General features: G+C 69.1%; 16 protein-coding genes. 9 read left to right on the forward strand and 7 right to left on the reverse strand.

Going from position 1 to position 19,098, the window contains the following annotated elements:
- Positions 1–38: 38 nt before the first annotated feature.
- From ABS73_RS03595 to ABS73_RS03625, 7 genes are all read left to right on the forward strand, one after another.
- Positions 39–206 carry a hypothetical protein gene (locus ABS73_RS03595; protein WP_169306285.1) on the forward strand — a complete coding sequence of 56 codons (168 nt, stop codon included), beginning with the start codon at positions 39–41 and terminating at the stop codon, positions 204–206.
- Positions 196–1,659, forward strand: coding sequence for a hypothetical protein (locus tag ABS73_RS03600; protein WP_277023159.1), 1,464 nt, complete (start codon positions 196–198; stop codon positions 1,657–1,659). Before ABS73_RS03595 ends, ABS73_RS03600 begins: the two co-directional genes overlap by 11 nt.
- On the forward strand, positions 1,656–2,645 hold the full coding sequence (locus ABS73_RS03605) for a site-specific tyrosine recombinase XerD (protein ID WP_277023156.1): 990 nt from the start codon (positions 1,656–1,658) through the stop codon (positions 2,643–2,645). The genes ABS73_RS03600 and ABS73_RS03605 overlap by 4 nt, the downstream gene beginning before the upstream one ends.
- Entirely contained in the window at positions 2,633–3,955 is a 1,323-nt protein-coding gene (locus ABS73_RS03610) for an HlyC/CorC family transporter (protein ID WP_423805185.1), read from the forward strand. Before ABS73_RS03605 ends, ABS73_RS03610 begins: the two co-directional genes overlap by 13 nt.
- Before the next feature lie 85 nt (positions 3,956–4,040).
- On the forward strand, positions 4,041–6,059 hold the full coding sequence (gene tkt / locus ABS73_RS03615) for a transketolase (protein ID WP_277023154.1): 2,019 nt from the start codon (positions 4,041–4,043) through the stop codon (positions 6,057–6,059).
- A 64-nt stretch (positions 6,060–6,123) separates the two neighbouring features.
- Positions 6,124–7,068 (forward strand): DMT family transporter, encoded by a 945-nt coding sequence (locus ABS73_RS03620; protein ID WP_277023151.1) that lies wholly within the window; start codon positions 6,124–6,126, stop codon positions 7,066–7,068.
- Positions 7,044–7,913, forward strand: a complete 870-nt coding sequence (locus tag ABS73_RS03625; protein ID WP_277023149.1) for a lysophospholipid acyltransferase family protein — start codon at positions 7,044–7,046, stop codon at positions 7,911–7,913. Before ABS73_RS03620 ends, ABS73_RS03625 begins: the two co-directional genes overlap by 25 nt.
- A gap of 31 nt (positions 7,914–7,944) precedes the next feature.
- On the opposite strand, the gene ABS73_RS03630 is transcribed toward ABS73_RS03625, so the two are convergent.
- A complete protein-coding gene (locus ABS73_RS03630; RefSeq protein WP_277023147.1) occupies positions 7,945–9,351 on the reverse strand; it encodes a class II 3-deoxy-7-phosphoheptulonate synthase in 1,407 nt (468 codons plus the stop codon).
- A gap of 147 nt (positions 9,352–9,498) precedes the next feature.
- Here ABS73_RS03630 and ABS73_RS03635 point away from each other — a divergent pair, with 147 nt between their 5' ends.
- Positions 9,499–10,485, forward strand: a complete 987-nt coding sequence (locus ABS73_RS03635) for a GlxA family transcriptional regulator (RefSeq protein ID WP_277023144.1) — start codon at positions 9,499–9,501, stop codon at positions 10,483–10,485.
- On the opposite strand, the gene ftsY is transcribed toward ABS73_RS03635, so the two are convergent.
- The 6 genes from ftsY to ABS73_RS03665 form a co-directional block, all read right to left on the reverse strand.
- Positions 10,452–11,501, reverse strand: coding sequence for a signal recognition particle-docking protein FtsY (gene ftsY, locus ABS73_RS03640; RefSeq protein ID WP_136856911.1), 1,050 nt, complete (start codon positions 11,499–11,501; stop codon positions 10,452–10,454). The two genes, ABS73_RS03635 and ftsY, sit on opposite strands and share 34 nt — an antisense overlap.
- Positions 11,502–11,604: 103 nt before the next feature.
- Positions 11,605–13,203 carry a glucose-6-phosphate isomerase gene (gene pgi / locus ABS73_RS03645; RefSeq protein ID WP_277023140.1) on the reverse strand — a complete coding sequence of 533 codons (1,599 nt, stop codon included), beginning with the start codon at positions 13,201–13,203 and terminating at the stop codon, positions 11,605–11,607.
- A gap of 10 nt (positions 13,204–13,213) precedes the next feature.
- Positions 13,214–13,885: a 6-phosphogluconolactonase gene (gene pgl / locus ABS73_RS03650; RefSeq protein ID WP_277023203.1), complete on the reverse strand. Its 672-nt coding sequence runs from the start codon at positions 13,883–13,885 to the stop codon at positions 13,214–13,216.
- Positions 13,885–15,330 (reverse strand): glucose-6-phosphate dehydrogenase, encoded by a 1,446-nt coding sequence (gene zwf / locus ABS73_RS03655; RefSeq protein ID WP_277023137.1) that lies wholly within the window; start codon positions 15,328–15,330, stop codon positions 13,885–13,887. Before zwf ends, pgl begins: the two co-directional genes overlap by 1 nt.
- A 60-nt stretch (positions 15,331–15,390) precedes the next feature.
- The gene (locus tag ABS73_RS03660; RefSeq protein WP_277023135.1) at positions 15,391–15,930 is read right to left on the reverse strand and encodes an RSP_2648 family PIN domain-containing protein; all 540 of its coding nucleotides are present in this window, start codon (positions 15,928–15,930) and stop codon (positions 15,391–15,393) included.
- Complete coding sequence (locus tag ABS73_RS03665; protein WP_277023132.1) at positions 15,930–17,174, reverse strand: RSP_2647 family RNA methyltransferase; 1,245 nt, start codon at positions 17,172–17,174, stop codon at positions 15,930–15,932. Before ABS73_RS03665 ends, ABS73_RS03660 begins: the two co-directional genes overlap by 1 nt.
- Positions 17,175–17,294: 120 nt before the next feature.
- Here ABS73_RS03665 and edd point away from each other — a divergent pair, with 120 nt between their 5' ends.
- A complete protein-coding gene (gene edd, locus ABS73_RS03670; RefSeq protein WP_277023130.1) occupies positions 17,295–19,097 on the forward strand; it encodes a phosphogluconate dehydratase in 1,803 nt (600 codons plus the stop codon).
- Position 19,098 lies beyond the last annotated feature (1 nt).

Here is a 19,098-nt window from a genome sequence, read left to right on the forward strand (position 1 = left end):
ATGAACCAACGAACACGGTCGAGCAAAAGGCGAATGCAATGCGGATGTTGAAACTGCTGGTGGTGCTGATTCTGGCGGGCCTGATCGGCTTGGCGGGCTATGCCTATTTCGGCGACATGGCCCCCACCCGTCAGGAAGTGCGCAGCCCCCTGCAACTGAACGCCCCCACCGCCGCAGAACCGGCCCCCGCGACCGATGGCAACTGACATCCGACCCGTTCTGGCCCTGGGACTGGCGCTGCTGCCCGCCCTGGGCGGCGCGCAGCAGCAGCCGCTGTCGGCCAGCGACTGGCTGTCGGGCAGCGTGCGCGGCCCCGCGCGCGAAAGCTCGGCCTGGCGTCCGGGCGATATCCCGCCCCCTCGTCCCGGCGCGCGCCCGCAAGCGGTCGCGACCAGCGGCGCGGTCGGTCCCGTGCAGGTCACGCGCCTGGATCAGGGCGACCCCGACCAGACCGGCACGCAAAGCCCGCGCCGCGCGGGCCTGCCCGTCGATCTGTGGTCGGGCAGCGATCCGCAGGTGCTGTCGCGCATGGTGCTGGCCACGCCCGCGCGGCTGCAATCCATGCAGGCGCTGATGCGCCGCCTGCTGACCGCGCAGCTGGCCCCGCCCACCGGAAACGGAGAGACGCGCGGCCAGCTGTTCCTGGCCCGCGCTGATCGCCTGCTGGACATGGGCGCGCTGGAGGAGGCGCAGGCCCTGCTGGTCGCCGCAGGCCCCGGCCAGCCCGAGATCTTTCGCCGGATGTTCGACATCGCCCTGCTGGAGGGCGATGAGGGCCGCGCCTGCGCCATCATGAACGGCACCCCCGGCATCGCGCCCAGCTTTGCGGCGCGCATCTTCTGTCTGGCGCAGACCGGGGACTGGGCCGCCGCCGCGGTCAGCCTGCACGGCGCCGAGGCGCTTGGCCTGATCGACGAACGCCAGGCGATCCTGCTGACGCATTTCCTGGACGATGCCTTCGTCGATACGGCCGAGCTGCTGGAACCGGCCGAGCGGATGACCCCCCTGGATTTCCGCATCCACGAGGCTGTGGGCCAGCCGCTGCCGACGCTGTCGCTGCCGGTGGCTTTTGCGCAATCGGACCTGCGGCTGAACAGCGGCTTCAAGGCCCGCCTGGAGGCGGCCGAGCGTCTGGCCCGCACCGGCGCCCTGCCTGCCCCGACCCTGCGCCAAATCTATGGCGAACAGCGCCCCGCCGCATCGGGCGGGGTCTGGGAACGCGCGGGCGTCATGCGCACGCTGGAGGCCGCGCTGACCGGCGGCGATCTGGCGCAGGCCCTGCCCCGCGCCTTTGACGAATTCCGCCGCGCGGGCATGGCCGATCTGCTGGCGGGGATGGTCGCGGGCGATCTGCCCGCCGACATTCCAGACGCGCGCGCGCGCGAGGTGGCCGACCTGCTGCGGGCCTGGGCGGGCCTGCGCGACGCACCCCTGCCCGACCCCGCCCCCGAGATGTCGGCCCCCGTCCCAACGCCCCCCGCCGCACAGCGCGGCGAGGCGCTGCTGACCGCGATGGCCGATATCGATGCGGCGCTTGAGGGCGATCTGGCGCGTGCCGGGCGCGGCATCGCCATGCTGCGCGCCCTTGGGTTGGGCCATGACGCCGACCGCGCCCAGACCCAGATCGCGCTGCTGCCCCAGATCCAGGCCCCGCAATGAGCCGCGATCATCAGGCCATCGGCGCTTTTCTGGATGCCCAGGCCGCCGAGGCCGGGGCCGCGCGCAACACGCTGCTGGCTTACGGTCGCGACCTGCGCGACCTGTCGGACTGGCTGGGGCCGCGCGGGCTGACGCTGGCCACGTTGACACGCGAGCAGGTCGAGGATTACCTGTCCCATTGCGACGCGCAGGGCCTGTCGCGGGCCACCCGCGCGCGCCGCCTGTCGGCCATCCGCCAGTTCACCCGCTTTGCCCTGGAGGAGGGCTGGCGCGAGGACGACCCCGCCATCCGCATCGCGGGCCCCGGCCGGTCGCAGCGCATCCCGCGCACGCTGACGCAGGACCAGATCCAGGCGCTGCTGGACGCCGCCCCCGGCATCGGGCGCACGCCCGCAGACCGCAGCCGCAACCTGTGCCTGATCGAGATGCTGTATGCCACCGGCATGCGCGTCAGCGAACTGGTCAGCCTGCCGGTCTCGGGGTGCCGGGGCGATCCGGCGGTGCTGGTGATCCGCGGCAAGGGCGGCAAGGAACGCATGGTCCCCCTGGGCCAGGCCGCGCGGGCCGCGCTGCGCGACTGGCTGGCGGTGCGCGACGCGGCCCCGCAGGGCAGCGCGATGGCGCGCCTGCTGGCGGGAAAGGGCGCGCGCTGGCTGTTCCCTGCGCCGGGTGCCGCGGGCCACCTGCCGCGGCAGAGCTTTTCGCGGCTGCTGGGACAGATGGCGATGGCCGCTGGCATCGACCCCGCCCAGGTCACGCCGCACGTGATCCGCCACGCCTTTGCCACGCATCTGCTGGAGGGCGGCGCCGATCTGCGCAGCATCCAGATGCTGCTGGGCCATGCCGATCTGGGCTCTACTGAAATCTATACGCATGTATTGAACCACCGCATGCGCGATCTCGTTCTGAACCATCATCCGCTGGCGCGCCCCGTGGCGGTGGATGATCACCCCCTTGACCCGAACAGGACCCCATGGACGACCTGATGACCACGCTGGATTTCGCAACCCTCATGACGGCGGGGGCGATCCTGATCTGCCTGCTGCTGTCGGCCTTTTTCTCGGGGTCCGAGACCGCGCTGACCGCCGCCAGCAAGGCCAAGCTGCGCGCCCGCGCCGACAAGGGCGATACCGGGGCCGAGGCCGCCGTCAGGGTCACCGCCGACAGCGAGCGCCTGATCGGCGCGATCCTGCTGGGCAACAACGTGGTCAACATCCTGGCCGCCAGCCTGGCCACCGCGCTGTTCACGCGCCTGTTGGGCGCCAGCGGCGTGGCCATCGCCACGCTGGTCATGACCGTGCTGGTGCTGATCTTTTCCGAGGTGATGCCCAAGACCTATGCCATCTCGGCGCCCGAGACCGTGGCCAGCCGCGTGGCGCGCCCGATCCGCATCCTGCTCATCGTGCTGGCCCCCATCGTCAGCGTGGTGCGCGCCATCGTGAACGTCATGCTGGCGGTGGCGGGCCTCAAGACCGATCCGGGCAAGCACATGTTCTCCCTTGAGGAGGAGATCGAGGGCGCGCTGTCCCTGGGTCACGCGCAAGGCGCCGTCAACAAGGAGGATCGCGACCGCCTGCTGGGCGCGCTGGATCTGGGCAACCGCACCGTCGAGGAGATCATGCGCCACCGCTCCGAGATCCAGATGATTGACGCCGACCTGCCCCCCGCCAAGATCCTGGAGACGGTCCTGGCCAGCCCCCACACCCGCCTGCCCGTCTATCGCGAGGAGCGCGAGAACATCGTGGGCGTGGTCCATGCCAAGGACCTGCTGCGCGCCGTGAACCGCGCCGTGCGCAATGCCGACGATGCCGCAGCCGCCCGTCAGTTCGACCTGATGACCGTGGTCATGCCGCCCTATTTCGTGCCCGAAACCAGCGCCCTGGACGAACAGATGCGCGAATTCCTGAAGCGGCGCACGCATTTCGCACTGGTGGTGGACGAATACGGGTCCTTGCGCGGTCTGATCACGCTGGAGGACATCCTGGAGGAGATCGTCGGAGAGATCGCCGACGAGCATGACACCGAAGAGGACCAGACGCTGAAGCCCAATGCAAGCGGCGACTATCTGGTCGAGGGCGGCATGACGATCCGCGACCTGAACCGCCAGCTGGACTGGGACCTGCCCGATGACGAGGCCAACACCATCGCGGGTCTGGTCATCCACATGGCGCAGTCGATCCCCGAACAGGGGCAGGTGTTCAGTTTCGCGGGCTATCGGTTCGAGGTGGTGACGCGGCGCGAGAACCGCATCAGTCGCCTGCGAGTGCGCCCCCTGACCCCCAAGCCCCAGGGCTGAGCGCGTCTTGCAACCGCGCGGCCAAGCCCCTAACAACGCCGCGTAACCGCATTCACATGTCCCCCAGTCCCGCAAGGATTTCGCCATGGATATCGCCGCGCGCCGCTCCGCCGACCCCGACCACTGGACCCTGGCCAGCGCGATCCGCGTGCTGTCCATGGACGCGGTCGAGGCCGCCAATTCCGGCCATCCAGGCATGCCGATGGGCATGGCCGATGTCGCCACGGTCCTGTTCCGCAACCACCTGAAATTCGACGCCAGCGCCCCGCACTGGTTCGACCGCGACCGCTTTATCCTGTCGGCGGGCCACGGCTCGATGCTGATTTATTCGCTGCTGCACCTGAGCGGCTATGAGCAGATGACCCTGGATCAGGTCCGCAATTTCCGCCAGCTGGGCGCGATCACCGCGGGCCACCCGGAATACGGCCATGTCGAGGGGGTCGAGACCACCACCGGCCCCCTGGGCCAGGGCCTGGCCACCGCCGTGGGCTTTGCCATCGCCGAGGAGGCGATGCGTGCGGAGTTCGGCGCGGATCTGTGCGACCACCGCACCTGGGTCATCGCCGGCGACGGGTGCCTGATGGAGGGCATCAGCCACGAGGCCATCGCCCTGGCCGGCCACCAGCAGCTGGGCCGCCTGATCGTGCTATGGGACAACAACGACATCACCATCGACGGCCGCGTCAGCCTGTCGGACCGCACCGACCAGCACGCCCGCTTTGCCGCCGCCGGGTGGCGCGTGCTGTCCTGCGACGGCCATGACGCCGCCGACATCGACCGCGCCCTGTCCGAGGCCGCGCAGGATGACGGCCGCCCGACGCTGGTCGATTGCAAGACGATCATCGGCTTTGGCGCGCCCAACAAGGCCGACAGCAGCAAGGCCCACGGATCGCCACTGGGCAAGGACGAGATCGCGGCCACCCGCGAGGCCTATGGCTGGAGCCACGAGCCGTTCCACATCCCGAACCAGGTGGTCGCCGACTGGCGCGCCATCGGCCAGCGCGGCGCCACCGCCCGCGCCGCCTGGAACGACCGCGTGGACGCGCTGGACGACGCGGCCCGCAACGACTTTGCCCGCCGCATCGGCACCGAGGCGAACCCGCGCCTGAACGCGATCATCGACGCCTTCAAGGTGCAGACCCTGGAGGCCAAGCCCGAGGTCGCCACCCGCAAGGCCAGTGAGAACGTGCTGGAGGTGCTGAATGCCGAGATGCCCGAGAATTTCGGCGGATCGGCCGACCTGACCGGGTCCAACAACACCAAGACCGGCGGTCAGGGTGTGTTCTCTCCCGAGAACCGCATGGGCCGCTACATCCATTACGGCATCCGCGAACACGGCATGGCGGCGGCGATGAACGGCATCTGGCTGCATGGCGGCTTCCGGCCCTATGGCGGGACGTTCCTGACCTTTACCGACTATGCGCGCGGCGCGATGCGCCTGTCGTCGCTGATGGGGCTGCCGGTCGTCTATGTCATGACCCATGACAGCATCGGCCTGGGCGAGGACGGCCCGACCCACCAGCCGGTCGAGCATCTGGCGATCTGCCGGGCGACGCCCAACACGCTGACCTTCCGCCCCTGCGACCAGATCGAGACCGCCGAGGCCTGGGAGATCGCCCTGTCGCAGGACGCCACGCCCTCGGTCCTGGCCCTGTCGCGCCAGAACCTGCGGCTGCTGCGAGAGGCGACGGGCGAGAACCTGACCGCCAAGGGCGCCTATGTCCTGCGCGAGGCCAGCGCGGAGGCCAAGGTCGTGCTGATGGCCACCGGCTCTGAGGTCGAGATCGCCGTCGCCGCCCGCGACGCGCTGGAGGCCCAGGGCATCGCAACACGCGTCGTGTCGGTCCCGTCGATGGAGCTGTTCCGCGACCAGCCGCGCGACTATCGCCAGTCGGTCCTGCCCGCAAACACGGTCCGCATCGCCATCGAGGCTGCCATCCGCCAGCCCTGGGACTGGCTGCTGCTGGGCGAGCGTGGCAACGAGGACCGCTCGGCCTTTGTCGGCATGGAGGGGTTCGGCGCATCCGGCCCCGCCCCCGCGCTGTACAGGGATTTCGGCATCACCGCCGAAGCCGTGGTGGAGCGCGCCAAGGCGCTTTTGTGACGCCAGCCGCCGCATGCGGTGCGACCGGGGCGGCCTGCCCCGGTGATCGCCAGGCCGCGCGCTGATGCGGGTGCTGGCGCGGGCCTTTGCCCTGATGGGCCGCGAACGGGACGGGTTGCGCCGCCCCGGATCGGACCAGGCGCGGGGCATCGCGCTGCTGCTGGCGGCGATCCTGGGCTTTACGCTGATGGATGCCACGGCCAAGCACCTGACCCAGACCTATCACCCCGCCCAGGTCATCTGGGCGCGGTTTGTGGGCAACCTGCTGATCTTTGCGCTGATCTTTCGCGGCGCGATGCTGCCCTTGCTGCGCACCCGCCAGCCGGGCACGCAATTCGCGCGCGCGATTATGCAGCTGGGGTCGGTCACGCTGTTCTTCACCTCGCTGCAATATATCGGCCTGGCCGAGGCCACGGCGATCATGGACCTGAACCCGGTCCTGATCACCCTGGGTGCGGCGCTGTTTCTGGGCGAACGGATCGGTGTGCGCCGTCTGGCGGGCATCGCAGTCGCGCTGGTCGGCGCGATGCTGATCATCCGCCCCGGCCTGGGCGTATTCCAGCCCGCCGCCCTGCTGCCGCTGGCGGGGGCCTTCACCTATGCGGCGGGCGCGCTGCTGACGCGGATCGTGCGGGCCGATTCGGTGGCCACATCGGTCCTGTGGTCGGCGGTGGTGGGCTCCATCGCCTCCAGCGCGGTGGTGCCGATGTTCTGGCAGCCGGTGGCTGTGGGCGATCTGTGGGCCTTTGCGGCGCTGGCCATCTTTGGCACCATCAGCCAGTATCTGCTGGTCAAGGCCTTCAGCGCGGCCGAGGCGGGCGCCTTGGCGCCCTTCGGCTATACCGGGCTGATCTGGGCTGGGCTGTGGGGCTACGTGTTCTTTGGCCAGCTTCCCGATCTGTGGACCGTCGCGGGGGCCGCGATCATCGTGGCCGCGGGCCTTTATGTCTGGTCCCGAGAGGCCCGAGCCGCCAAGGAGGCATCATGCGCGACGACCGATCCACGCTGACCGATCGCCTGGCGAACGGCGCCTTTCTGGCGATCATGGGGCTGGCCCGCCTGCTGCCCTATCATCGGCGCATCCCGGCGATGGGCTGGGTCTTTGCGCATGTGATCGCGCCGGTCGCGGGCTGGCGGCGGCGCATCCGCGACAACCTTGCGCTGGCCCTCCCCGACCTGCCAGCCGCCGAGGTCGAGGCGTTGGTGCGCGCCGTCCCCGACAATGCGGGCCGCTCCCTGGCCGAGATCTATTCGGGCGACGCATTCACCGACCGCATCCGCCGCGACGACCCGCTGGAGGGGCCGGGCCTTGCCGCACTGGAGGCGGCGCTTGACAGCCACCGACCCGTCATCCTGGCCTGCGCGCATTTCGGCAATTACGACGCGATGCGCGCCGCGCTGTCGGCGCGCGGCTGGCCGGTGGGCGCGCTTTACCGGCCCATGAACAACGAGGCGTTCAACCGCCATTATGTCCCCGCCATCACCGCCATCGCCGAGCCGCTGTTCCCGCGCGGCCGGTCGGGCCTGTCGGCGATGCTGCGGTTCCTCAAGGGCGGCGGCTGGCTGGCCCTGGGGTTCGACCAGTTCGACCGCGAGGGGGCCGAGCTGCGGTTCTTCGACCTGCCCACGCGCACCGTGCTGACGCCCGCCGAACTGGCGCGCCGCTATGACGCGCTGCTGGTGCCGATCTGCGGCATCCGCCAGCCGGACGGGCTGTCGTTTCGCGTGCATGTGGGAGCACCCGTCGCCCCGGACGAGCCGCGGGTGATGATGCAGGCGCTGAACGACGATCTGGAGATGCTGATCCGGCGGCACATGGACCAGTGGTTCTGGGTCCATCGGCGCTGGAAATGAAAAGGCCCCGCCGATGCGGGGCCTTTCGGTATCAGACGGCGGCGGCGGTGCGCGCCGGGGCCGCATCCTCGCGCCGGGCGCGCAGCTCCTCGGCCACCAGAAAGGCCAATTCCAGCGACTGGCTGGCGTTCAGGCGCGGATCGCAGGCGGTGTGATAGCGGTCGGACAGATCCTCGTCGGTCACGGCGCGGACGCCGCCGGTGCATTCGGTCACATCCTTGCCGGTCATCTCGAAATGCACGCCGCCGGGGATCGTGCCCTCGGCCTTGTGGATCGCGAAGAACTCGCGGACCTCGCGCAGGATCGAATCAAAGGCGCGCGTCTTGTAGCCGGTCGACGACTTGATGACGTTGCCGTGCATCGGATCGCAGGACCAGACGACATTCGCGCCCTCGGCCCGGACCGCCTCGATCAGGCGCGGCAGGTGATCGCCCACCTTGCCCGCGCCGAACCGTGCGATCAGCGTCAGGCGGCCCGCCTCGTTCTCGGGGTTCAGCTTGGCCATCAGCACCTTGAGGTCGTCCGCCGTGGTGGTCGGGCCGCATTTCAGGCCGATGGGGTTCTGCACGCCGCGGCAGAATTCGACATGGGCGCCGTCGGGCTGACGCGTGCGGTCGCCGATCCACAGCATGTGCCCCGACCCCGCCACCGGCAGGCCGGTGGTCGAATCGATGCGGGCCAGCGCCTCTTCGTATTCCAGCAGCAGGGCCTCGTGGCTGGTGTAGAAATCAACCTTGGACAGCTGATGCGCGGTGTCGGAATTGACGCCTGCCGCCTGCATGAAGGCCATCGCATCCCCGATGCGCCCCGCGATGTCGCGATATTTCGCGGCCTCGGGGCCGTCGACGAAATCGGCGATCCAGCTTTGGACGCGGTGCATGTCGGCGAAACCGCCCGTGGAAAACGCGCGCAGCAGGTTCAGCGAGGCCGCCGCCTGCGTATAGGCCGCCAGCATCCGCTGCGGATCGGGGATGCGCGATTGCGCCGTGAAATCAAAGCCGTTGATAATGTCGCCGCGATAGCTGGGCAGCTCGACCCCGTCCAGGACCTCGGTGGGCGCGCTGCGCGGCTTGGCGAACTGGCCTGCCATGCGGCCGACCTTGACCACCGGCATCTGCGCGCCCCAGGTCAGCACCACGGCCATCTGCAGCAGCACCTTGAACGTGTCGCGCAGGTTGTCGGCGCTGAATTCGCCAAAGCTCTCGGCGCAATCGCCGCCCTGCAGCAGGAAGCCGCGCCCCGCGGCCACATCGGCTAGCTGCGCCTTGAGGCGCCGCGCCTCTCCGGCAAAGACCAGAGGCGGATAGCGGCGCAACTGATCCTCGACCGCGTTCAGCGCCGCCGCGTCGGTATAATCGGGCATCTGGACGCGCGGATAGGCGCGCCAGCCGGCCTTGTCCCAAGTCTGGGTGGCGGTCTTGCGGATCTGCTGCGTCATGTCCTGCGCTCCTTGAAAATGCAGCGCCGGTATAAACGCTAACACCGGGCAGGAAAAGGCCTGCCGGACCGCGTGGCGCATGCCCCTTGCCGTGGCGTCAAAAGGCTGTTTGGGTGCCGGGCGGAACCGCACGCAAAGACAGCCCCCATGCCATCGCAAACGCCTGCAGACAAACCGCGCCGCTTCACCTTCCTGTTGCTGGACCGTTTCACCATGCTGCCCTTCACGGCGGCGATCGAGCCGTTGCGCCTGGCCAACCGGGCCTCGGGGCGGGTGTTGTTCGACTGGCGGCTGGTGGGCACACGGCCCGACGGCGCGACCTGTTCGAACGGCACGCGGGTGATGGTCGATGCGGGCCTGGACCCCGACGCCCCCCCGCCGGGCCGGGACGAGGTCGTGATCGTCTGTGGCGGCACCGACATCGCGCGCGAGGCGACGCGCCCCGTGCTGGCCTGGCTGCGCCGACAGGCGCGCGGCGGCGCGGCGATGGGCGCGGTCTGCACTGGCACTTGGGTCCTGGCCGAGGCGGGGCTCTTGGACGGGCGCAAGGCCACGATCCACTGGGAGAACCATGACGGCCTGGCCGAGGCCTTCCCCGAGGTCGACCTGTTCCGGTCGGTCTTTGTCCATGACGGCAACCGGCTGACGGCGGCGGGGGGCACCAGTTCGATCGATCTGATGCTGCACCTGATCGCGCTGGCGCATGGCGACGCGCTGGCCGCCGACGTGGCCGATCAGATGCTGCACACCGCGATCCGCACCGATCAGGACAGCCAGCGCCTGTCCATCCCGACGCGCATCGGCGTGCGCCACCCGCGCCTGGCCGCCGTGATCGCGCGGATGGAGGCGAACCTTGAGGACCCGATCAGCCCCGCCCAGCTGGCCCTGGACGCGGGCATGTCCACCCGCCAGCTGGAGCGTCTGTTCCGCCGCTATCTGAACCGCAGCCCGAAACGTTATTACATGGAGACGCGGCTGTCGCGGGCCCGCAACCTGTTGATGCAGACCGAGATGTCGATCATCGAGATCGCGCTGGCATCGGGGTTTTCCAGCCCGTCGCATTTCTCGAAATGCTATCGGGCGCAGTATGGCAGCACCCCCTATCGGGAGCGCGGCACCTCGTCGGGGGCCTGAAGGCCGACAAGCGCGCGGGCGAATTCCTCGGCGTCAAAGGCGTCCAGATCGTCGATCTGCTCGCCCACGCCGATCGCGTGGATGGGCAGGCCGAACCGGTCGGCCAGCGCCACCAGCACACCGCCCCGCGCCGTGCCGTCCAGCTTGGTCATCACCAGCCCCGAGATATCGGCCAGCTTGCGGAAGGTCTCGACCTGGCTCAGGGCGTTCTGGCCGGTGGTGGCGTCCAGCACCAGCAGGGTGTTGTGCGGGGCCTCGGGGTCCTTCTTGCGGATGACGCGGACGATCTTGGCCAGCTCCTCCATCAGGTCCTGGCGGTTCTGCAACCGGCCGGCGGTGTCGATCATCAAAAGGTCCGCGCCCTCGGCCTCGGCCCGCACCATCGCGTCATAGGCGAGGCTTGCCGGGTCGCTGCCCTGCGGCGCGACCATGACCGGCACGCCCGCCCGCTGGCCCCAGACCTGCAGCTGTTCCACGGCGGCCGCGCGGAAGGTGTCACCCGCGGCGATCACCACCGATTTGCCCGCGGCGCGGAACTGGCTGGCCAGCTTGCCGATGGTGGTGGTCTTGCCCGCGCCGTTGACGCCGACGACCAGCACGACCTGCGGCTTTTTCGGATAGATCGGCAGGGGACGCGCCACGGGGGCCATGATGCGCGCGATCTCGGCGGCAAGCAGTTCCTTCAGCTCGGTCGAGGAGACGCGCCGCCCCATCCGACCCTCGGCGATGTTGGCGGTGACGCGCAGCGCGGTCTCGACCCCCAGATCGGCCTGGACCAGCATGTCCTCCAGCTCCTCCAGCATGGCGTCGTCCAGCGCGCGGCGCGGCTCTTCGGGCTGGGCCGTGGCGCGACCGAACAGCCGACCCACCAGGCCCGAGGGTTCGGGCGCGGCAGCCGGGGCCACGACAGGATCGCCGGCGGGGGCCGGGCTCTCTGCGACGATATCGTCCAGCCCCGCCCCGATCTTGGAGGAGGACCGCGTCAGCCGCTCTCGCAATTTGGTAAAGAACGCCATGATCCGACCTTTCGCTGTGCCGCGCGGACCCTAGCCGCTCAGGGCGAAAAGGAAAAGCCGCCCCGATGCACAGGGGCGGCCTTCGGGTGTCGCGGCGGCGGGTTCAGCCGCGCATCTGCCGGATCAGCGCGGCCAGCGCCTCGGTCGAGGCGTCATGCCCCGGCGCGTCCTCGCCCTTCAGCAGCGGCTCGACCTTGAGCGCCAGTTCCTTGCCCAGCTCGACCCCCCATTGGTCAAAGCTGTTGATGCCCAGGATCACGCCCTCCACGAACACCCGGTGTTCGTACAGCGCCACGATCTGGCCAAGGGCAAAGGGCGTCAGCTGCTCCATCAACAGCGTGGTGGAGGGGCGGTTGCCGGGGAACACGCGGTGGCGGGCCTGGCGGTCCAGCTCGGCCCCCTCCAGCCCCTTGGCGGCCATCAGGGCGCGCGCCTCGTCCAAGCTGCGGCCGCGCATCAGCGCCTCGGATTGCGCCAGGCAGTTCGCGGCCAGCAGGATGTGGTGATGGGCCAGATCGGGCTCGTGCCCGCGCGCGGCCAGGATGAACTCGCAGGGCACCGGCATCGTGCCCTGGTGGATCAGCTGATAGAAGGCGTGCTGGCCGTTCGTGCCGGGTTCGCCCCAGACCACGGGGCCCGAGACGACCGACAGGTCGCTGCCGTCCATTGCGACGCGCTTGCCGTTCGACTCCATCTCCAGCTGCTGTAGATAGGCGGGCAGCCGCATCAGGCGATTGTCATAGGGCAGCACCGCGCGGGTCGGATAGCCGCAGATCTGGTGGTGCCAGATTCCGGTCAGGGCCAGCATCACCGGCAGGTTCTGCGCCGGAGGGGCATCGCGGAAATGCGCGTCCATCGCGGCGGCCCCGGCCAGGAACTGATCGAAGGCCTGCGGGCCGACCGCCAGCATCAGCGACAGCCCGATCGGGCCCCAGACCGAATAGCGCCCGCCGACCCAATCCTCAAAGCCAAAGACGCGCGCCTCGTCGATGCCGAAATCGCCGGCCTTGGCCTTGGCCGAGGACAGGGCCACGAACTGCGCACCCGGATCGGCGACCGCCTTGGCCATCCAGTCGCGGGCGGTCTGGGCGTTGGTCATCGTCTCGATGGTGGTGAAGGTCTTGGAGGCGACGATCACCAGCGTCGTCGCCGGGTCCAGCCCCTTCAGCGTGTCGGCGATATCCGCGCCGTCGACATTGCTGACGAAATGCGTGCGCGGCCCGTTGTGATAGGGCGCCAGCGCCAGCACGGCCATCGCCGGTCCCAGGTCCGATCCGCCGATGCCGATATTGACCACATCGGTAAAGCGACCGCCCTGCCCCGCAATGCTGCCGTCGCGGATGCTGGCGGCAAAGGCCGACATGCGCGCATGGGTGTCGCGGACGGCGGGCATCACGTCCTGGCCATCGACGGTCACGCTGCCTTGCAGGTTGCGCAGCGCGGTGTGCAGGACGGCGCGGCCCTCGGTCTCGTTGATCCTCTCGCCCGCGAACATGGCGTCGCGACGAGCGGCCACGGGGGCGGCCAGCTGCAGCAGCAGATCGCGCGCGCTCGCGTCGATCATCGTCTTGGAGTAATCAAAGGTCAGGCCGTCCGCCTGCACCCGGTAATCGGTGGCGCGGTCGGCGTCGAACAGATCCTCGATCCGGGCCGACCCTTGGGCCTTGCGGTGATCCTGAAGGCGGGTCCAGAGTTCGGTCATGGTCAGTCCCTCATTCCGCCCAATGGACGGTGGCTTGGTCAAGAAAGGCGCGGATCGGCGCGTCCATCGGGTCCGATTTCTGCGCGCGGTCCAGCGCCTCGCGCTTTTCGGGGCCCATGATCAGGACGTGGATGTTCAGCGCATCGGCCAGCACGGGGCGCGTCAGGGTGATGCGCGTTTCCTCGGCGCCCTCGGCGCGGATCGCCATGACGGGGGCCGCGTCCGGGGCCATCGCGGCCTCCAGATGGTCGGCGCCGGGGAACAGGCTGGCGGTATGCATGTCGTTACCCATGCCCAGCAGCACCACCGTCAGCGGCAGATGCGGCGCCAGACGCGCAGCCAGCCCCTCGGTCGCCAGATCGGGCGAGGCATCGCCGGTATAGAGGTCGATGTAATCCGCCGCCGCCGCCTTGTCCTTGAGCAGATGCCGCCGCAACAGCCGCGAGTTCGAGCGTTTGTGATCGCCGTCCACCCACCGCTCATCGCCCAGGACCACGGTCACGCGGGACCAGTCCAGGTCCGTGCCCGACAGCGTCTCGAAGACCGGCGCGGGCGACGTGCCGCCCGGCACGCACAGCGTCGCGCGGTCATTGCCGCGCAGGTGCTGCGCCAGCTGGGACGCGATGCGGTCGGCCAGCGACAAGGCCAGCATCTCGCGGTCGGGGTATTCCTTGAAATCCATCATGCCCTGATCTCCCTCCACCGGCGGTTGTCGCGGTGCATCAGGCGCAACGCCTCCTCGGGGCCCGAAGATCCGCTGTCATAGGGTTCGGGACGGCGCTTGCCCTCCTCCCAGGACTTGATGATCGGGTCAGTCCAGGCCCAGGCCGCCTCGACCTCGTCGCCGCGCATGAACAGGGTCTGGTTGCCGCGGATCACGTCCATGATCAGCCGTTCATAGGCGTCGGGCATGTCCGCGCCCTCCGGCCCCAGGGCATCGGCAAAGGACATGTCCAGCGGCACCTGCACCAGGCGCATGCCGCCCGGCCCCGGCTCCTTGATCATCACCTTGAGGTTCATGCCCTCGTTCGGCTGCAGGCGGATGACCAGCTCGTTGGCCTTGGGCACGCCGCTGTCGTCAAAGATCGAATGCGGCGGTTCCTTGAAGGTGATCGCGATCTCACTGGTGCGGGCGCGCAGCTTTTTCCCGGTGCGCAGGTAGAAGGGCGTGCCCTGCCAGCGCCAGTTGGAAATCCGCACCTTCATCGCGACATAGCTCTCGGTGCGCGAATCGCGGTCCTCGGCATCGGTCAGATAGTCGCTTCCCTCGCCCTGATACTGGCCGCGGACAATGTCGGCAGGCTCCAGCGGCTCCAGCGCGCGGATCACCTTGAGCTTTTCGTCGCGCACGGCATCGGGGTCGAAGTGATAGGGCGGCTCCATCGCGATCAGGCACAGAAGCTGCATCATGTGGTTCTGGACCATGTCCCGGATCGCCCCGGATTTATCGTAATAGCTGCCGCGCCCGGCCACGCCCACGGTCTCCGCGACGGTGATCTGGACGTGGTCGACATATTGCGCGTTCCACAGCGGCTCGAACAGGACATTCGCGAAGCGCACGGCCATCAGGTTCTGGACGGTCTCCTTGCCCAGATAATGGTCGATGCGATAGATCTGCTGTTCGGTGAAATGCTGCGCCAGCGTGGCGTTCAGCGCACGCGCGCTGGCCAGATCGCGGCCGAACGGCTTTTCCACCACGATGCGGCTGTCATCATCGGCGATGCCGTGGCCCGCCAGCCGTTCCGCGATATCGCCGAACAGCGCCGGCGCGACCGAGAAATAGAACGCATGGACCGCACCCTTGCGCATCCGATCCTTGAGCGCCTGCCAGCCGCCCTCGCCCCGCGCGTCGATGGCCACATAGCCCAGCAGCGCCAGGAACTCGGCCAGATCGGCGTCGCCCTTGGTCGCGCCGCCGAATTCGCAGATGGCCTTTTCGGCCTCGGCGCGAAAGCCGTCATCGTCCTGTTCGGTGCGCGCGGCGCCGATGATCTGGGCGCTGGCCGGGATCTGCCCGGACTTGAAGCGCCGGAACAGACCGGGCAGGATCTTGCGATGCGCCAGATCGCCCGTGGCGCCAAAGATCACGAGGTCGAAGTCATCGACCGGAATGACACGAGAGACCATGCTGTCCTCCTGTTGGGTGGCGTCCGCCTTACCCCTTGTTAGCGATAACAGCAATGCCGTTCAACCTTTCACTGCGCGCGCAAGGCGCGGAAGGCGGCAGCGTTTCAGCATTTCGGCCATGCTCATGGCACCGCCCGCGGCCTCTGCCCTGTCGCGGGCAGCGTGAAGCGCGCGCAGGACCGCCTGCGGGTCGGTACGGTGCAGATCCAGCAGGAAGGCGTCGGGATGGATGGCGCGCAGGCCTAAGGCCGCCATCATCCGCTGCGGAAAATCGCGCAGATTGGCGGTGACGATCAGGCAGGCGCGGCCGGCCAGCGCGGCCTCGACCACATGGCGGTCGGCGGGGTCGGGAAAGTCCAGGTCGATCGCCCGCTGGCCGTCATCCGCCTGTACGGCCTGCGGAAACCGCAGGCGCAGCAGCGCGATTTCAGCCCCGGCAACGCTGCCCGCATCGGGGCCGATGCGGGCGGCGGCGCGTTCCGATTCCTCCAGGATGCGGTCGGACCACAGCGCGTCATAGAGGCCCGCCTGCGCTAGATCCGTCAGGATCTCGCGCAGGATGGTGGGGAACAGGACGTTGGCGTCCAGCACCGCGCGCATCAGTCCAGCCGAAAGAACAGCGCCTTGAGATAACCCGTCTCGGCAAGCTGCGGCAGGGTCGGATGGTCGGGCCCGGCCTGACCGGTATGGATCAGGACCGAGCGACGCCCGCCGCGCCCGATGCCGCGTGCGCTGGCATTGCGGAACGCGGTCAGATCGGCCGCATGCGAACAGCTGCACAGCACCAGATAGCCGCCCGGCGCGACCAAAGGCGCGGCCATCTTGGCCACACGTTCGTACGCGCGCAGGCCCTTTTCCAGCGCGGGCTTGGACGGCGCAAAGGCCGGCGGGTCGCAGACCACCACGTCAAAGCTCCGCCCTTCGGCGGCCAGCGCCTCCAGCGCGTCAAAGGCGTCGGACTGTCGTGTCTCCAGCCGGTCGGTGGCCCCCATGGCCGCCGCCCCGCCGCGCGCCAGTTCCAGCGCCGGGGCGCTGCCGTCGATGCACAGCGCGCGGTCCGCACCTGCCGCCAGCGCGGCCAGACCGAAACCGCCGACATGGCTGAACACGTCCAGAACCTCGCCGCCATCGACCAGGGTCTGCGTGAATGCGTGGTTCGGGCGCTGGTCGAAGAAAAGGCCGGTCTTTTGCCCGCCCATCAGATCGGCCAGATAGGTCGCGCCGTTCATGTGCACCTGCACGGGCGCGTCGGGGGCGGTGCCGCGGATGACCTCCAGCCGCTCGGCCAGCCCCTCCAGGCCGCGCGACCGGCCCTGCCCGTTCACGACGACGGTCGTAACGCCGGTCACGTCGATCAGCGCGTCGGCGATCTCCTCGACCATCCCATCGGCCCAGGCCGCGTTGGGCTGGATCACCGCCGCATCGCCAAAGCGGTCGATGACCAGACCCGGCAGGCCGTCGGCCTCGGCATGGGCCAGGCGGTAGAACGGCTGATCATAGATCCGCGCGCGCATCTGCAGCGCGCGGGTCAGGCGGGCGCGCAGCCAGGCGCCGTCGATCACCGCGCCAGGATCGGTGTCCATCACGCGGGCGATGATCTTGCTGACCGGGTTCACCGTGACCAGGCCCAGGGGCTGACGCTCGGCATCCTCCAGCACGGCCAGGCCGCCGGGGGGCAGGGCCTTGGTGCGGCGGTCCAGCACGGCCTCATCGGCAAAGACCCAGGGGAAGCCGTGGCGGATCGCCTGCGGTTTGGATTTCGGGCGCAACCGGATCACGGCGCGGTCGTTCGGATGGGTGACCGGCTGGTCGGCATGGTCGTTGGCGGGGTGCAGTTCGCTCATGGCAAAACTCCTTTTGCGGTCGATCTGACACGCCCCACCCCCGCGCACAAGCCTGTGCCGGCAATGGTTGAACCGTTAACGCTAACGGCGTATAGTGTCGCAAAGCCAGAGGAGGCCCCCATGACCCTTCACGCCATGATCGACCGCGTCACCGACCGCATCCGCGAACGGTCCCATGACAGCCGCAGCGCCTATCTGGCCAAGATCGCCCGCGCGGCGCAGGACGGACCGGCCCGCGCGCATCTGTCCTGCGGCAACCAGGCCCATGCCTACGCCGCGATGGACGACAAGACCGACATGGCCACGACGCGAAAGCCCAATATCGGGATCGTGACGGCCTATAACGACATGCTGTCGGCGCATCAGCCGTTCGAAAGTTACCCGGACGTGATCCGCGCTGCCGGTCGCGCGGCGGGGGCCACGGTGCAGGTCGCGGGCGGCGTGCCGGCGATGTGCGACGGCGTCACCCAAGGGCGCCCGGGGATGGAGCTGTCGCTGTTTTCCCGCGACGTGATCGCGCTGGCGGCAGGGGTGGCGCTGTCGCATGACTGTTTCGATTCGGCGCTGTATCTGGGCGTCTGTGACAAGATCGTGCCAGGGCTGATCATCGCCGCCGCCACGTTCGGGCATATCCCGGCGGTGTTCGTGCCCGCCGGTCCGATGCCGTCCGGGCTGCCCAATGACGAAAAATCCAAGGTCCGCCAGCAGTTCGCCACCGGCGAGGTCGGGCGCGACGAGCTGATGCGGGCCGAGATGGCCAGCTATCATTCGGCGGGCACCTGCACCTTCTATGGCACCGCGAACACCAACCAGATGCTGATGGAGTTCATGGGCCTGCACCTGCCCGGCTCCAGCTTCGTGAACCCGAACACGCCGCTGCGCGAGGCGCTGACAGTGGCCGCGGTCCAGCGCGCCGCGAAAATCACCAACCTGGGCAACGAATACACCCCCGCCGGACAGGTGCTGGACGAACGCGCCTTCGTGAACGGCATCGTGGGCCTGATGGCCACGGGCGGGTCCACGAATCTGGTCCTGCACCTGCCCGCGATGGCGCGGGCGGCGGGGGTCATCATCGACATCGCCGACTTCCACGACCTGTCGGAAAACGTGCCGCTGATGGCGCGGGTCTATCCCAACGGCCTGGCCGACGTGAACCATTTCCACGCGGCGGGGGGCCTGGGCTATATGATTGGGCAGCTGCTGGAGGCGGGCCTGCTGCACCCGGACGTCAAGACGATCACCGGGTCGGGGCTGGACAGCTATGTCCGCGAACCCAAGCTGGACGGCACCGCCATCCGGTGGGAGGATGGCGCGCGGACCACGCTGAACGACCGCATTCTGCGCCCCGCCAGCGACCCGTTCGCCGCATCGGGCGGTCTGAAGCAGCTGCAGGGCAATCTGGGCCGTGGCGTCATCAAGATCAGCGCCGTCGCCCCCGAACGCCATCTGATCGAGGCCCGCGCCCGCGTGTTCCAGGACCAGGAATCGGTCAAGACCGCCTTCCGCGCCGGTGAGTTCACCGAGGACACGATCGTCGTCGTGCGGTTCCAGGGGCCGCGCGCCAATGGCATGCCAGAGCTGCATTCGCTGACGCCCACGCTGGCCGTGCTGCAGGATCGGGGCCTCAAGGTCGCATTGGTGACCGACGGGCGCATGTCGGGCGCCTCGGGCAAGGTGCCCGCCGCGATCCATGTGTCCCCTGAGGCCGCGATGGGCGGCCCCCTGGCGCGGCTGCGCGACGGCGACATGGTGCGCCTGGATGCGGGCCACGGCACGCTGGAATGCCTGGAGGCGGATTTCGACAGCCGCACCCCGGCTGTCCACGACGCCTCGGACAGCCAAGAGGGCATGGGCCGCGAGCTGTTCGCGGCCTTCCGTGCCGTCGCAGGCCCCGCAACCGAAGGGGCCGGCGTGGTCGTCTGAC

It is taken from the genome of Paracoccus sp. SCN 68-21, from assembly GCF_001724535.1.
GTDB classification, from domain to species: domain Bacteria; phylum Pseudomonadota; class Alphaproteobacteria; order Rhodobacterales; family Rhodobacteraceae; genus Paracoccus; species Paracoccus hibiscisoli.